General features: G+C 52.9%; 12 protein-coding genes. All 12 read right to left on the bottom strand.

All coding sequences use genetic code 11. The annotated features are described in order from the left end of the window. On the bottom strand, window positions 1-227 hold a 227-nt coding region (tnpB, locus tag BM395_RS06225; RefSeq protein WP_244528936.1), incomplete at its 3' end, for an IS66 family insertion sequence element accessory protein TnpB. A gap of 49 nt (window positions 228-276) precedes the next feature. Beyond that, window positions 277-3,816, bottom strand: coding sequence for a pilus assembly protein (locus BM395_RS23560; RefSeq protein WP_244528935.1), 3,540 nt, complete (start codon window positions 3,814-3,816; stop codon window positions 277-279). Next, window positions 3,809-4,297: a pilus assembly PilX family protein gene (locus BM395_RS06210; RefSeq protein WP_090509766.1), complete on the bottom strand. Its 489-nt coding sequence runs from the start codon at window positions 4,295-4,297 to the stop codon at window positions 3,809-3,811. Before BM395_RS06210 ends, BM395_RS23560 begins: the two co-directional genes overlap by 8 nt. Beyond that, window positions 4,294-5,280 (bottom strand): PilW family protein, encoded by a 987-nt coding sequence (locus tag BM395_RS06205; protein WP_090509828.1) that lies wholly within the window; start codon window positions 5,278-5,280, stop codon window positions 4,294-4,296. The genes BM395_RS06210 and BM395_RS06205 overlap by 4 nt, the downstream gene beginning before the upstream one ends. Then, window positions 5,277-5,717, bottom strand: a complete 441-nt coding sequence (gene pilV, locus BM395_RS06200) for a type IV pilus modification protein PilV (protein ID WP_090509825.1) — start codon at window positions 5,715-5,717, stop codon at window positions 5,277-5,279. Before pilV ends, BM395_RS06205 begins: the two co-directional genes overlap by 4 nt. A 458-nt stretch (window positions 5,718-6,175) precedes the next feature. Next, the gene (locus BM395_RS06195; RefSeq protein WP_090509763.1) at window positions 6,176-6,694 is read right to left on the bottom strand and encodes a GspH/FimT family pseudopilin; all 519 of its coding nucleotides are present in this window, start codon (window positions 6,692-6,694) and stop codon (window positions 6,176-6,178) included. Between the two features lie 521 nt (window positions 6,695-7,215). Then, window positions 7,216-9,321: a polyribonucleotide nucleotidyltransferase gene (gene pnp, locus BM395_RS06190; protein ID WP_069898540.1), complete on the bottom strand. Its 2,106-nt coding sequence runs from the start codon at window positions 9,319-9,321 to the stop codon at window positions 7,216-7,218. Between the two features lie 265 nt (window positions 9,322-9,586). Next, window positions 9,587-9,856 (bottom strand): 30S ribosomal protein S15, encoded by a 270-nt coding sequence (gene rpsO, locus BM395_RS06185; protein WP_069897972.1) that lies wholly within the window; start codon window positions 9,854-9,856, stop codon window positions 9,587-9,589. Window positions 9,857-10,172: 316 nt separating this feature from the next. Then, entirely contained in the window at window positions 10,173-11,090 is a 918-nt protein-coding gene (truB, locus tag BM395_RS06180; RefSeq protein ID WP_090509761.1) for a tRNA pseudouridine(55) synthase TruB, read from the bottom strand. A 4-nt stretch (window positions 11,091-11,094) separates the two neighbouring features. Beyond that, window positions 11,095-11,496 (bottom strand): 30S ribosome-binding factor RbfA, encoded by a 402-nt coding sequence (gene rbfA / locus BM395_RS06175; protein ID WP_069897974.1) that lies wholly within the window; start codon window positions 11,494-11,496, stop codon window positions 11,095-11,097. Window positions 11,497-11,605: 109 nt separating this feature from the next. Next, window positions 11,606-14,092, bottom strand: a complete 2,487-nt coding sequence (infB, locus tag BM395_RS06170; RefSeq protein ID WP_090509758.1) for a translation initiation factor IF-2 — start codon at window positions 14,090-14,092, stop codon at window positions 11,606-11,608. Between the two features lie 26 nt (window positions 14,093-14,118). Further along, the gene (nusA, locus tag BM395_RS06165; RefSeq protein WP_069897976.1) at window positions 14,119-15,600 is read right to left on the bottom strand and encodes a transcription termination factor NusA; all 1,482 of its coding nucleotides are present in this window, start codon (window positions 15,598-15,600) and stop codon (window positions 14,119-14,121) included. Window positions 15,601-15,632: the final 32 nt, after the last annotated feature.

The raw sequence follows: 15,632 nt of genomic DNA, 5'->3' as shown, positions 1-15,632 counted from the left end.
CGCTCGGCTTCCAGACGCTTGAGCCACAGGCAGAAGCCATTGCGCTCCCAGTAGAGAATCTTGACCTGGCTGCGGGTGCGATTGAGGAACACGAACAGCACCGGGTTGAACACCTCCACCTTGATGTCCAGCTCGACCAGCGCCGCCAGGCCATTGATGGATTTGCGGAAGTCGACAGGCTTGGGATACAGATAAACCTTTTGGACCTTGGCGTCGGGACGCATCATGGGATGAACTCCAGAGAAAACAGGAGTTCAGCATCCGCTGATCTGCGGGCTATAGGCAGGTGGGGTTTATGGAGCGCTTACGATCAAAGAGCGCATCATGGTTGGTATCAAAATAGACCGAGTCCAATCGTGAGCCAGTGTCACGATCTACAGCCATGACCCAACTATTGCCGCCGAACGCACAGGGGTCTGCCGAAGGAGTCATCGTGGTGATGATGATCTGCTGACTGCGCACAGTCGCCTCGGCGAGTACGCGTTCACCCTTGCCACTGCCACCCTCCAGAACCAGATCCATATACCAACCGGGCTCAGTGGTTAGCTCATGGTCGGTGATTGCCCGAACATTCAATCCACCCGCTAGTGTTTGCTCCTCAAAGATTGTTTGCTGCAAAAGACGACTTCGACCCTCAATGGCTTCACCGTCATCAATCAGCCCATAAAACGTCTCTACCGCAGGCTCGCTGGGAATTTCGTTGTCGGTTGTGCGGTAGAAACTGCCGGTTCCAAAGAAAACCATGTGCTGATTTTTCTGGTTGAAGGCAGACGTTAAAGGCGCCGTAATGGCTTGGCGTTGGCCATTTTTATCTTTGGCGACAAATAGCGGCCCATCAGCAAGACTGGACGCAATGCCCCATTTCGCAGGATCTTTATCCGCAAGGTCGATGCGCCAGAGATTGCCAGCCGTATCCGCCACATAAGCACGATCGGCAACAAGGTCACGGTTGGTGTCAGAGGCTAAAGGGGTGCCCAGGTTGGCGCTGGTAGGCAGGTTTATCTCGCGGATTACGTGCCCATCCTTAGCATCCAATACCCACAGTTTGCCGTCAGTATCGGGCTCGGTATCGTGGTAACCACTGGTGACCAGCACGGCAAATCGTTCATTGGGTAAGGCAACCAGCGTGGGCTGCCCTAGGTTATAACCCATGCGCGGATGGCTGAATTCCCACAGAACGCTGCTGGGGCCCACATTTTCCGGGTCGGTAACATCGAGGGCGAAAATACTGTTGCCGCCGGCGCCACCACTACCAACTACAACGCTAGCCCAACGGGAGCCTAGCCACACATCACCGAATCTTGGCGTGCCATCGACAAAATAGCGGTGCGTATAATTTGGATCACTTAACGCTGGCAGCTTGCCAAACAGACTGGCAGGTACATAGGCGAAAAGCTCACGGCCACCGAGTGTTGTACCGCCTTTATCATCGCTCGTTGCATCAAAGCCGTGGAGCATTCCGTCGTTGGCACCTACGACGACAAGCGGGGAGCGTTTCAGGTACTTATTGCTGGACCGGAATGTTTTATAAGCTTGGCCGACCGTTCCGCTCGACCATTTAAGGTTGGCGTAGCCAAAGTTTTGATGATGCAGGTATTGGGGATCGGAGTTGACGATGTCACCTAAGCGACTGCCACGCTGACGGAAAGGACGGCTGCGAATCTTATCGGTGATCTCTTGTGAGCGATCGCCCCGAAGGTACTCAAGCCGCAACTTGGCAGTAGCGCTGCTCTCATCATCCAACGTTAGTAGTTGTTGCTGCTCATGGCTCAAAGCGCCCCAGGTAAACTCGATCCCCTGAGAGGCAATACGTCCACCCACATTAGCCGCCCCCGAAGGCGGGACGACAGTCAGGATATTGCGCTGAGTAATATCCTTGATCGCATCCAACTTTTGCGCAGCGCTCCACAGCGGCTCTTCAGAAGCGGGGCCATCCGCGTCGATGCGCTTGGCAAGTAAGTCACCGCTCCATGCTTTGCTGTTAAAGCGCGACTGAAAAATAGCGTTGTCGGTGGAAATCCGCGTCGAGTTGGTGGCGAGTGAAGTCGTGGTACTCGTGACCTCGTTGGCTATTTTCGCAAAAGCACGGGTTAATCCTGCGACCATATTGGCAGCATCACTGGCCACATAAAAATTATCGGGCCTCAAATCATTAGTGCTTAGACGCTGATTGTTAGTATGCCACCAAGCCCTGACCAGTGGACGGCTACGCTGGAGCGGGTTACCAAAGTCGTCAGGTACATCGAAGCCTCCGTATTTTGCAGCTAACCAGTACTGGTTATTCTCTCTAGGCTGTAATTTTCTGTTCTCACGCACATCAACCCAATAGGTTGAAATAGTCTGCTTACCCGGTAAATCCGATCGAATATCAGACGTGTTTGCGTAATAGGCCATTCCGGCAATGAAAGCTGAGTTATTATATTCAGTGAATTCAGCACCAGCCGACTTACCAATACCCTCCAAATCAAACACTTTTTGCGTATACGTACGAACATTCAAGCGATCATCACTATGAGGTAGATCTTGATCCTCGTGCGTGTACACATCTCCAATTCCTAGAATGAAATTATTCTGGCATGCATATTGGATCGGATCATTCCAATCGGTGACCACTGGAAATTTATCTGTTTGCTTAACCGTAGAAGTATTTGAGTAAGCAGGAATATTTCCTTGCTTTTTAAAATAGCGTAACGCGGCGTAATAAAGCTCACTAACAGGGTCACTGGACTTGTGTTGATTGGTCAGTTCACCAAACTTATTAATATAGTTAATCACACCACTATTACCGACCTTTGCATGATGCGGATTCAAATAAAGCACGCCGCTATCCGAATCCCATTCGACGCTGGGGTTTGTGAAGGTTCCGGCGGTGCCGGGTTCGCGCTTAAGTGGACCTACATACCCTTGCTTGGAGCGAAGGACGCCACCGTTTCTATTATCCCCATCAATATTGAGATAGCTAAAGGCGCTGAATCGAATATCAGCGGCGTAACGTTGTATCAATCCTTCTGGTTTCCAATGATTACCGTAGCGCACACAGTTATCTTCCAAAAGCGCGGCACTCTTACACACCTCTACTCGCACAGAATAATACTGCTTATTGCTCCCGTTTTTGATCGCCAGCGTTTTATTGCGCTGATAGTTTTGAACATGCTCGGTCGCTTCAGGATTTGCGGAAATGACGGAACTCTTGATCGAACTAGACCCATACGGAGATATTCGGCCAATAACTTGCTTCCCCGACAAGACTCGATCTTTAAATCGGGACTTTTCCCCACCGCGACTATCTCGTGTAGCTTTCTCCAGTATAGTTTGTGTTGCTGTATCCACAGAGCGATAGCCGCCCGTCAGAGCCTTTCTAAAGGGGTCTATGGTCTGTGTGGTCGCCCAGTTGAGGTAATTACCACTCCATTTCCCTGCACATGAGCGTCCATGACTCACTGGCGTAAAGTATCCCCCGCCATCCGCCCCTGTTATTAACCCAAAATAAACATGCCTAAAGCTTTTCCGGATATATTCATAACACTTATCGCTATCAAAATAACCTACATAATCACTCCCTTCGGCGAATTTATTGGCTATATTGGCAACACTGATAACTGTTGGAAACTCAACCGAAGGGACTAAGGCAAGATTCCCAGACACTGTATTGCTGCCAAGAATAAGGGGCGTCTGAGCGACCTGAGCAAAAGCCGGACTTATAAATAAAGAACAACAGCATAGCCTCCAAACCGAACGGCGACCACACGATATAGCAGCAACGATAAGCCCGCCACCTTTACCCCAGCGTCGTATCCGTTCGACTTCACTATCCATCTTTAAACTCAACTATAAAAGTAGATACTAATTTAGCCTGAGATACAGGCGTGTTATCAGCCGCTATACTTTTTCCAAAACCGGTTGACTCAATCCGCGTTAGGGCGCCGTCCGCAACCTTCGGCTCGCCGGCTTTAGTGGTATGGTCGATAACATCAACTAAAATGACCTTATACTCCGGAGGCTGAGCAACACCTGGAAAGTCCTCATAAAATCCCGTAATCGGCTCATCCCTGAGATCGTTTATATCAGCAGTTAGAAACTGACCAATCGCTGCACGCTCGCCCTCACGCAACGCAGCTTCAGATGCTTGAAAAGCCAGGTTTTTATCACGCGCACTGCCGGCCATGGTTTCTTGCAGCGATGTGCCCTGCATGCTTGATACTGCAATTACGGTCAATATCAATAGCATAATGAGCGCAACAATAAGGACCGTTCCACGCTGGCGGAAATTAAACTCAACCTGTTGCAGCTTTTTCATGGCAGGCGATTCCTGATGCTTATAGTATTAGAAAAAACCTCAGCTAATTTTCGGCTGGGGATTTCCAACACCACACCGTTAAATTTTATTGTTTGATTTTCAGTGACAGCATTTAACTGCGGGCTGACAACTAGAATTTCGACATGCACAGAAACTACACTCTGCCAATCAGGTACTTGATCAGCAGTGACATAGCGAGTCACTTGCTTATCGTCTCCCGATAAGCCGTAACTAATTTGCATATCCTGAATATTTTCGATCAATTCTTCAGTTGTCCACTTCAATTCACCCAGCGATTTTTGAGGGTTCAATCGCTGCCTGAAAAGTGAAGAATTACCACTCATATTCTTACGTATGTAATACGTGGCATGGTGCACGCCGAGAACGTCTACCTCCTCGGAGTAGGCGCGACTCCAAGGTTTCGAGGCATCATGCTTTGAGACAGTCTTGTCGCTTGCTGTTGCTGCATTCAAGAACAGATCACAACCCAGGCCATCTGTAATCAGTGCAACGGCGCCATAATCGATTGCAGAAGGTTCAAGCAAGCGCACAGAATCACTCGCCGCTGCGTTGCTTAAGGTCGCCTCAACACTGCTTGAGCCCGCAGCATACTTGACCAGAAGAACGTCAGTTCCCTTGATAGGCGTGCCATTGAGATGGGCAGGTTTACGCTCAACATCATCCCAGCCCTGAAGTGGCTGATTCAATTCCAGGCTGGTGGTTTGACTCGCGGTTAGGTGGTTAGAATCAGGCTTAAAACACAAGTCGGTGAAACCCAGCCCCCTGATCGCTTGAGTAAGAAAACCGATTGAAAATCGACCGCTCTCCTGAATCCGAGACAATGCGCTGTTAGTCGAATACGTCTGCTTGGTGCTTAGAAATACTTGCATCACACCCAGCATAAGAATCAGGGCGATGACCATGCTTACCATCAGCTCGACGAGCGAAAGCCCATACTGCCGGGAGATCACAGAATGGCTCATATTTCAGTTCGATAAACGAATGTTTCGGTGTATGGCTGGGCGTCAGATCTGGCCTTAACCCGCCCACGGTTGTCGTTCCAACGAATTGATATGCTGAGTAGTCGCTCATCGCGACTTATCGCTGCAGTTCCATCAGGCAAGGTCTGCGCCAAGGCATTAAGCCATTCACTGAGGTCTTTATTCGCCTGGTTGCCTGAGACCTCATGCGCTGTTGATGAAGCCGGATAATTGAGGAAGTAAACATCGGTGTTCGCTTGCACCTGATTTGCGCGCATGCGGTCGGCCATGTCGTAGGCAAGCAAGGTGGCTTGAGAGCGGTAATACGCGCTCTTATTGGCTTGAATGCTGACCATCTGCAGCCCGGCCAAGCCGATTAGCCCAACCGACAACACCAGCAGCGTGATCAGTACCTCGATCAAACTCACACCCCGCTGCATGTTGCTTATCGCCAGATGGGGCCTTTTACCGAATCTGAGCCCATCACTGTCGAGGCTTCCGGACGGCTGCTGACTTTCGCACGTTACAGCGAAGCTGGGGTTGTTCGGCGGTATTGCGCCTGCTGTCGTCACTGCGCAGCTGTTTAGGCCGCTCATCCCACCAAGCTCATCAGCAAGCGCAACCCGATCATCGCGGCCCATCTTTGCGCGCTGAGGTGGGCCGCATTCGGCGGTTGTTGAGCAATCGAAGAGCAGTTTGAAAATCAGGCCAAAACTACCAAGCAGGTATGAAATTATGCTCGACAGCGCAGAGAGCAAAGCGCCATAAGACGCTGTATGCACATGCCCAAGTGCAAAGTTGCGCAGCCCTATTATTAACAATTTATCGTCCATGACTCATTCACATTCTTATATTGAAAGTCGGCAATCAATTCATAACGACTTTTCCTTTGTCGTTATCAACACGGGTTGGCTGCAGCGGTGCTTTCGACCCTGAGCCTACCCGCGGTATTAATCACAGCTCGGCTAACCTCTTTACTTCCATCACACAAAGTGAAGGTTCCATTCATGCTGTGCGTCATACCGTTAGGCTTGAAACTCAAATAGGCTTTTCCTCTGAAGTTGCTCCAATCCCAGTGATAAAGATCTGAAATGCTGAACATGCGCAACAATTCATCCCCTTCATCCATCTCACCGTTATTATTGCCATCAGCAAATACCATAACGTTGGACTTCCAATCTGACTTATCTGCGCACACCACCACACCAGCACAAACACTTACTGTGCCATTACGGGTAATTGCACTGGCGCGAGCAAATCGAATCCCGCTTAATAATTCGTTCATATGGCTGTTATTACGTTCGCGCTGTACCCACTCACTCATACTGGGCGCCGCTATACTTACCAAAATCGCAAGCACTGAAATAGTTGTCAGCAACTCGATCAAACTGAATGCTGCCTGCAGTTGGATCTTCACGTGTCTACCTTTTATTTTCGGGTTGCAGTAATTCCTTACGCATGCGACTCAAACCTGGCTATATAGAGTGCGAAACTGCAGTGCAGCGCACATCTATTGCTATTTATTCAAAGCTAACTATTTGATAACACTGAGAGCTGCCTACCGCACAGACCGAAAGATCAGGCGCAGGTGATATTTGAAAACAGAACCCGGCCGAGCCCGACCTGCGGCGCAAGCGTTATTGCCTAGATCAGGGTTATTCCCTATCGCCTTCGCCGCAGTCATTGAGCTGTACCAGGCAGGGCAAAGTCGGCATCTGCGTGCGCCGGGCGCACACTAATTCACCCTCACAACACACAAGCCTTGGCGATCTGATCTACCAGCTAAAACGCCAGGCTCACTTTTCGAAAGCCAAGAAAAACCCGATGCCTGTTAGGGCATCGGATTTCCAGTGCTGGTGACTACAGCTATTTACCTGAGGTGTGCAAATGCCTCAGTAAAGGCTGTTTTCAATCAAGCACTCATACAGCAGTCTGCGATTAAACGCCTGACGCTTTAGCAGCGGCAACGTCTTTGATCGACAGCTTGATACGACCGCGGTTGTCCACGTCCAGTACCAGTACTTCAACTTCCTGACCTTCTTTGAGAATGTCGGTCACTTTCTCAACGCGAGCATCGCTCAGCATAGAGATGTGCACCAGACCGTCTTTGCCCGGCAGGATGTTTACGAAGGCACCGAAGTCAACGATACGCTCAACTTTACCGACGTAGATCTTGCCGATTTCAGCTTCTGCAGTGATGCCCAGAACGCGCTGCTTAGCGGCTTCTGCAGCATCTTTGGTTTCGCCGAAGATCTTGATGCTACCGTCGTCTTCGATGTCGATCGAAGCTTTGGTTTCTTCACAGATTGCACGGATTGTCGCGCCGCCTTTACCGATCACGTCACGGATCTTGTCCTGATCGATCTTCATCGCGATCATGGTTGGGGCGTTAGCCGACAACTCTGTACGCGACTCGGCGATAACCTGGTTCATCTGGCCGAGAATGTTCAGGCGCGCTTCAAGGGCCTGGCCCAGCGCGATTTCCATGATTTCTTCGGTGATGCCCTGGATCTTGATGTCCATCTGCAGCGCGGTAACACCTTTAGCTGTACCCGCTACTTTGAAGTCCATGTCGCCGAGGTGATCTTCATCACCCAGGATGTCGGTCAGAACTGCGAACTTCTCGCCTTCCTTAACCAGACCCATGGCGATACCGGCAACCGGCGCCTTCATCGGCACACCAGCGTCCATCAGAGCCAGCGATGCACCACAAACCGAAGCCATCGAGCTCGAGCCGTTGGATTCAGTGATTTCCGATACCACACGAATGGTGTACGGGAACTCATCAGCCGCTGGCAGCATGGCCGCGATAGAACGACGCGCCAAACGGCCGTGACCGATTTCACGACGGCCAGTAGCGCCCATACGACCACACTCACCTACCGAGTAAGGAGGGAAGTTGTAGTGCAGCATGAACGGGTCTTTACGCTCGCCTTCAAGGGTGTCGAGCAGCTGTGCGTCACGGGCAGTACCCAGCGTGGCAACAACCAACGCCTGAGTTTCACCACGGGTGAACAGCGCAGAACCGTGAGTCTTGTCGAGAACACCCACTTCGATGTTCAGGCCACGGACAGTGCGGGTGTCACGGCCGTCGATACGCGGCTGGCCGTTAACGATGTTCTCGCGCACGGTGCGGTATTCGATTTCGCCGAAGACTTCTTTAACTTCGCCGGCAGTCGGCTGGCCTTCTTCACCCGAGAACTTGGCAACGACTTCGTTGCGCAGCTCGCCCAGGCGCGCATAACGCTCGTGCTTAACGGTGATGGTGTAAGCCTGTGAGATTGCCGCGCCAAACTCGCTACGGATAGCGTTCAGCAGCTCAACGTTCTCAGCCTTTGGCTGCCAGTCCCAAGTCGGCTTGGCGGCTTCTGCAGCCAGTTCGGCAACAGCGTCGATCACAGCCTGGAATTCGTCGTGGGCGAACAGTACTGCGCCCAGCATCTGGTCTTCGGTCAGCTCTTTAGCTTCCGATTCAACCATCAGCACGGCGTCTTTGGTACCGGCTACAACCATGTCCAGGCTCGAAGCCTGAAGCTGCTCGTAGGTAGGGTTCAGCAGGTAGCCTGTTTCTGGGTGGAACGCTACGCGAGCGGCGCCGATTGGGCCATTGAACGGAATACCCGAAATAGCCAGAGCAGCCGAAGTACCGATCATCGCAGCGATGTCCGGATCTGTCTTCTTGCTGGTAGAGATCACGGTGCAGATAACCTGCACTTCGTTCTGGAAGCCTTCTGGGAACAGCGGACGGATCGGACGGTCGATCAGACGCGAAGTCAGGGTTTCTTTCTCGGAAGGACGAGCTTCACGCTTGAAGAAACCGCCTGGGATTTTACCGGCTGCGTAGGTTTTTTCCTGATAGTGAACAGACAGCGGGAAAAAGCCTTTGCTTGGGTCAGCAGTTTTGGCGCCAGTTACAGCAACCAGAACGGCAACGTCGTCATCGACGGTAACCAGCACAGAGCCAGACGCTTGACGAGCGATACGGCCCGTCTCGAGAGTTACGGTCGACTGACCGAATTGAAACTTCTTAATTACCGGGTTCACGGTGTTTTCCTTTTCTATATTGCCCTTGGGGAAACCTTTTGGAACGCTCTGCAAAACGCCTGCGCTTGGCATTTCGGCGTGATGAGGCGGTTCCATGTAGCGACTGTTGAATGCAGATTCGACTGCAGCAACAGCGTCAAACTTTTCGTGGGCAGCTGCGGGATTCGGCCCGGCACTGTCCAAAACACGGGTAGCTTAAACGCAAAAAGCTGGAAGTGGGATAAACCCACTTCCAGCTTCAGCTTCAGCTACGTGCAAGCATTGCTTAGCGACGCAGACCCAGGCGACCGATCAGGGCGCTGTAACGGCTAACATCTTTACCCTTCAGGTAGTCCAGCAGCTTACGACGCTGGTTAACCATACGGATCAGACCACGACGCGAGTGGTGATCTTTACCGTTGGCCTTGAAGTGGCCTTGCAGCTTGTTGATGTTGGCGGACAGCAGTGCAACTTGCACTTCTGGGCTACCAGTATCGCCAGCAGCTTGTTGGTAGTCAGTTACGATTTGGGCTTTTTCTACTGCGCTGAGTGCCATGGTGGCTTCCTCTCAATTAAGCAACCGTAAACGGTCGCAATAGGCTGGGAACTGCTTCCCATGTTTTAAAATGAGGTATGACCGTGCCTACTAACAGCCACCCTCTTGTTAAGTACCCCTTATAGCTGCTGCACTCGACATAGCTGCGTTGAAAAGTCTCTCAAGATGCTCATTCACATGAGTGAACTCCGCTCCCTCGTGGCTTTTCGCCTTGCTCTGCCTTCGCTCGCGACGCTCTAAGCGGCACTTAAATCTTACTTTGAAGCTACCTGAGCACCGAAGCACTCATTCAGCCAGATATTCTACTACGAATTATTCACTCTGAGCGAATCAAGCGACGGGGCGCAATGCGACCGTCTTCGCCGACTTCACCGATACCGATGAAACGACCGTTATGATCCTGCACCCGCACCATGCCGAACTTCGGCGCTTCCGGTGCGCGTACCGGCTGGCCTTGCAACCAGTAGAAGGAACTGTGCTCGGAGAACTGCAGCAAAGGCCAATGTTCCAGACCGCTATCAACCGGGTGCAGGAAACGATCGACCGCCTCGTTGCCACCTTCAGCGTGAACAGCTTCAAGCTCTTCAAGGCTGACGGTCTGGCTCAAGTCGAAAGGACCGGCCTGGGTTCTGCGCAGTTCTGCAACGTGTGCGCCGCAACCGAGCAAGTGACCGATATCTTCGACCAGTGTGCGGATGTAAGTACCTTTGCTGCACTCGACAGCCAAACGTGCCACTTCGCCTTCGCAGCCAAGCAACTCCAAACGCGCAATATTCACTGCACGCGGCTCGCGCTCGACTACTTCACCCGCACGCGCCAGCTTGTAAAGCGGCTGGCCGTCACGCTTGAGCGCCGAATACATCGGCGGGATCTGGCTGATGTCGCCACGAAACTGCGGCAATACAGCCTCAATATCGCTGCCACTAGCGGTGACTGGCTTACGCTCGATCACTTCACCTTCAGCGTCAGCTGTGGTTGTCGTAACACCCAACTGCATCAGCGTCTCGTAGCCTTTATCGGCATCGAGCAGGTATTGCGAAAACTTGGTGGCTTCGCCAAAACACAGCGGCAACACGCCAGTCGCCAAAGGGTCGAGACTGCCGGTGTGCCCGGCTTTTTCAGCATTCAGCAACCAGCGGACTTTCTGCAAGGCGGCATTGGAGCTGAAGCCCTTCGGCTTATCCAGCAGAATGATGCCGTCTACTTTGCGACGAATACGCTTAACCTGGGCCACGTGCTTACTCCTTGGCGTCGGTTGCTTCGTCGTCATGCTGACGATCTTCAGTTACGGCGCGCTCGATCAATGCAGACAATTGCGCACCACGAATAACGCTCTCGTCATAATGGAAGCGCAGGTTCGGCACGCTGCGAAGCTTCATTGCCTTGCCCAGCTGCATGCGCAGAAAGCCGCTGGCATCGTTGAGCACTTTAACGCTCTGACGGATGCTTTCATCGTCAATCTCTGAACCCATGATCGTGATAAACACTTTGGCGTGGCTGGCGTCACGGCTGACTTCAACAGCGGTAACTGTGACCAGACCACTGACGCGAGGATCTTTGACTTCGCGGAGAATCAACTGCGCCAGCTCGCGCTGCATCTGGTCGCCGATACGCTGGGCACGGCTATATTCTTTTGCCATTTTTACTACCTTTTACGGTCTCAATGCCTGAAAAAGCATCGGACTCAGAAGCGGCAAACGCCCGGCCGTGCTTAAGCAGGGCCGGGCGTTGCATGTTGCGGCAGGTGCCTTACAGGCTACGAGCCACCTGGACTTTCTCGTACACTTCGATCTTGTCGCCGACCTTGACGTCGTTGTAGCTCTTAACGCCAATACCGCATTCCATGCCATTACGCACTTCAGCCATGTCGTCTTTGAAGCGACGCAGCGACTCGAGTTCGCCTTCGTAGATAACCACGTCGTCGCGCAGTACACGGATTGGACGGTTACGGTGCACAACACCTTCAATAACCATGCAACCGGCAATGGCGCCGAACTTAGGCGAACGGAACACGTCACGTACTTCGGCAGTACCCAGAATGTTCTCGCGAACATCGCTGCCGAGCATGCCGGTCAGGGCCTTCTTAACGTCTTCGATGATGTCGTAGATGACGTTGTAATAACGCATATCCAGCGACTCTTGCTCGACGATCTTACGCGCGCCAGCGTCGGCACGAACGTTGAAGCCGAACAATACAGCGTTGGAAGCCAGTGCCAGGTTAGCGTCGCTTTCGGTGATACCACCAACGCCGCCGCCCACTACGCGCACTTGAACTTCGTCATTACCGAGGCCGCTGAGCGAGCCCTGCAACGCTTCCAACGAGCCACGAACGTCAGATTTGAGGACGATGTTAAGCGTCTTCTTCTCTTCCTGGCCCATGTTCTCGAAGATGTTTTCCAGCTTGCCTGCGTGAGCACGTGCCAGCTTGACTTCACGGAACTTGCCTTGACGGAACAGAGCCACTTCACGGGCTTTCTTCTCGTCAGCAACCACGGTCATGTCATCGCCCGCTTCCGGCGTGCCATCGAGGCCGAGGATTTCGACCGGAATCGAAGGACCAGCTTCTTTGATGGACTTGCCGTTCTCGTCGATCATGGCGCGGATGCGGCCGTAGTTCGAGCCGACCAGAACCATGTCGCCCTGACGCAGCGTACCGTCTTGAACCAGCACGGTTGCAACCGGACCGCGACCTTTATCAAGACGCGATTCAACCACAACACCGCGGCCTGGAGCCGAAGGAGTCGCTTTCAGTTCGAGCAGTTCAGCTTGCAGCAATACGGCTTCAAGCAACTCGTCTACACCGGTACCAACTTTGGCCGAAACCGGTACGAATTGAGTGTTGCCACCCCACTCTTCCGGGACAACTTCGCGGCCAGCCAGGTCGTTCTTGATACGATCAAGATCCGCGCCCTGCTTGTCGATCTTGTTGACTGCGACAACCAGTGGAACGCCAGCCGCTTTCGCGTGCTGAACAGCTTCCTCGGTCTGCGGCATTACGCCGTCGTCTGCAGCAACAACCAGAATCACGATGTCAGTCGCCTTGGCACCACGAGCACGCATTTGGGTAAACGCAGCGTGACCCGGAGTATCGAGGAAGGTGACCATGCCGCGCTCGGTTTCTACGTGGTAGGCACCGATATGCTGCGTAATGCCGCCCGCTTCGCCGGAAGCAACTTTTGCACGACGAATGTAGTCGAGCAATGAAGTCTTACCGTGGTCAACGTGGCCCATTACGGTCACAACTGGCGCACGGGAAATCGACTCACCGTCGTACTTCAACGATGCAGCCAACTGCTCTTCAAGTGCGTTATCGCTTACCAGCGTGACCTTGTGGCCCAGCTCTTCGGCGATCAACTGGGCAGTTTCCTGATCCAGCACCTGATTGATGGTCACCGGAGTGCCCATCTTGAACATGAACTTGATAACTTCAGCCGCTTTAACCGACATCTGCTGAGCGAGTTCGCCAACAGTGATGGTTTCGCCGATGGCAACATCACGAACAACCGGCCCTTGCGGGCTTTGGAAGCCGTGCGCATTGCGCTTCTTCATTTTCGACTTGCCGCGACCGCGACGGAAACCGTCGCTCTCTTCGTCCACAGTACGAGGCGCAACACGTGGTGCCGGAGCCTTTTCCTTGACGGTCGGACGATGCGCTACCTTGCGCTCGCCACGACGATCGGAATCGTCATTGCGAGTTTTATCAGGGCGGCGTGGCTCGTCCTTCTTGCGATCATCTTTACGCGTTTCTACAACCGGTTCAGCAGCAGGCACATCACCAATTACGTCTGCAGCGGTAGTCGCAGGCGCTGGCGTTTCTTGCGGCTGACGCTTGGCTTCTTCTTCAGCCTTGCGCTTGGCTTCTTCTTCAGCCTTCACCCGCGCCGCTTCAGCCACAGCGCGCTGCTCTGCAAGCTCGCGCTGCTTCTCTGCTTCGATCTCTTCAGCGCTACGCTTAACGAAGGTTTTCTTCTTGCGTACTTCAACGCTGATAGTTTTGCTGCCAGCAACTCGCAGGGTGCTGGTGGTTTTGCGCTGCAAGGTAATCTTGCGCGGTTCTTCAACCTTTTTGTCGCCGTGGCTGCTCTTGAGATGAGCAAGCAAAGCTTGCTTCTCATTATCGGTGACAACTTGCTCGGCACTGCTGTGCGGCAAACCCGCCTCACGCATCTGCTGCAGCAGGCGCTCTACCGGTGTGTCGACCACTTGGGCCAGTTCTTTCACCGTGACTTGCGTCATGCACTTCTCTCCTCAGGCCGTAAAACTTACTCGAACCAGTGGGCTCGGGCGGCCATGATCAGCTTGCCGGCACGCTCTTCGTCGATGCCGTCGATGTCGAGCAGGTCGTCAATCGACTGCTCGGCCAGGTCTTCGCGGGTAATCACACCGCGCACTGCCAGTTCCTGTGCCAGACCTTTTTCCATACCCTCAAGAGAGAGCAGGTCTTCGGCCGGATGGGCGTCTGCCAGCTTTTCTTCTGTAGCGATGGCGCGAGTCAGCAGGCGATCTTTTGCCCGCGAACGCAGCTCATTGACGATGTCTTCATCGAATCCATCAATGCTGAGCATCTCTTCCATCGGTACATAGGCAATTTCTTCCAGGGTAGTGAAGCCTTCTTCGACCAACACCTGCGCCAGTTCTTCGTCAACTTCCAACTCGTCGATGAAGTTCTGCAGAATGTCGCCGGTTTCGGCTTGCTGCTTGGCCTGGATATCTGCCTCGGTCATTACGTTCAACGTCCAGCCAGTCAGCTGACTTGCCAGACGGACGTTTTGACCGCCACGCCCAATTGCTTGAGCGAGGTTGTCTTCGCCAACGGCGATGTCCATGGCATGGGCATCTTCGTCAACGATAATCGCAGCGACTTCAGCGGGTGACATGGCATTGATTACGAACTGGGCAGGATTGTCATCCCACAGCACGATATCAACACGCTCGCCAACCAACTCACCGGATACTGCCTGCACGCGCGAACCGCGCATGCCGATACAGGCACCCTGCGGATCAATACGCTTATCCTTTGAACGTACCGCGATCTTGGCACGCGAACCCGGATCCCGGGAGGCGCCCATGACTTCGATCAGCTCTTCAGCGATCTCCGGCACTTCGATGCGGAACAGTTCAATCAGCATCTCTGGCGCTGTACGCGACAACACCAGCTGCGGACCACGATTCTCGGTGCGAATTTCCTTGAGCAATGCACGTACACGTGCGCCAACCCGGAAAGTCTCACGAGAAATAATATCTTCACGTGCCAGCACTGCTTCAGCATTGTTACCCAGATCAACGATTACGCTGTCACGGGTGACTTTCTTAACAGTACCGGCAATGATTTCACCCAGACGCTCACGGTAGGCTTCAACTACCTGTGCGCGCTCGGCTTCGCGAACTTTTTGGACAATAACTTGCTTCGCAGTCTGAGCTGCAATGCGACCAAACTCGATCGACTCGATTTTCTCTTCGAGAACTTCGCCGACCTGTGCATTGGCCTTGAGCGCTTGCTCCATGTCAGGCGTTAGCTGATGAGCAGGATCGTCCAGCTCAGCATCTTCAACAATCGTCCAGCGACGGAAGGTTTCATAATTTCCGGTATGGCGATCAATCGCCACGCGCAAATCAACCTCGTCCTCAAAACGCTTTTTGGTCGCTGTGGCTAATGCCAGTTCCAGCGCCTCGAAAATAACACCAGCCGGTACGCCTTTTTCGTTGGATACCGACTCGACAACCATCAGTACTTCTTTGCTCATCGTACGCCTCGCCTTTCGCAATCCATTGGATC

The organism is Pseudomonas marincola, assembly GCF_900116605.1.
Lineage (GTDB): Bacteria > Pseudomonadota > Gammaproteobacteria > Pseudomonadales > Pseudomonadaceae > Aquipseudomonas > Aquipseudomonas marincola.
The sequence above is the reverse complement of the archived record's forward strand: the minus strand, read 5'-3'. Positions and strand labels throughout refer to the sequence as shown.

What these genes read in the sequence shown, in the direction of transcription:
- BM395_RS23560 (WP_244528935.1), bottom strand. Translation starts at nt 3,816, where the DNA reads ATGGATAGTGAAGTCGAACGGATACGACGCTGGGGTAAAGGTGGCGGG.
- BM395_RS06210 (WP_090509766.1), bottom strand. Translation starts at nt 4,297, where the DNA reads ATGAAAAAGCTGCAACAGGTTGAGTTTAATTTCCGCCAGCGTGGAACG.
- BM395_RS06205 (WP_090509828.1), bottom strand. Translation starts at nt 5,280, where the DNA reads ATGAGCCATTCTGTGATCTCCCGGCAGTATGGGCTTTCGCTCGTCGAG.
- pilV (WP_090509825.1), bottom strand. Translation starts at nt 5,717, where the DNA reads ATGCAGCGGGGTGTGAGTTTGATCGAGGTACTGATCACGCTGCTGGTG.
- rpsO (WP_069897972.1), bottom strand. Translation starts at nt 9,856, where the DNA reads ATGGCACTCAGCGCAGTAGAAAAAGCCCAAATCGTAACTGACTACCAA.
- rbfA (WP_069897974.1), bottom strand. Translation starts at nt 11,496, where the DNA reads ATGGCAAAAGAATATAGCCGTGCCCAGCGTATCGGCGACCAGATGCAG.
- infB (WP_090509758.1), bottom strand. Translation starts at nt 14,092, where the DNA reads ATGACGCAAGTCACGGTGAAAGAACTGGCCCAAGTGGTCGACACACCG.
- nusA (WP_069897976.1), bottom strand. Translation starts at nt 15,600, where the DNA reads ATGAGCAAAGAAGTACTGATGGTTGTCGAGTCGGTATCCAACGAAAAA.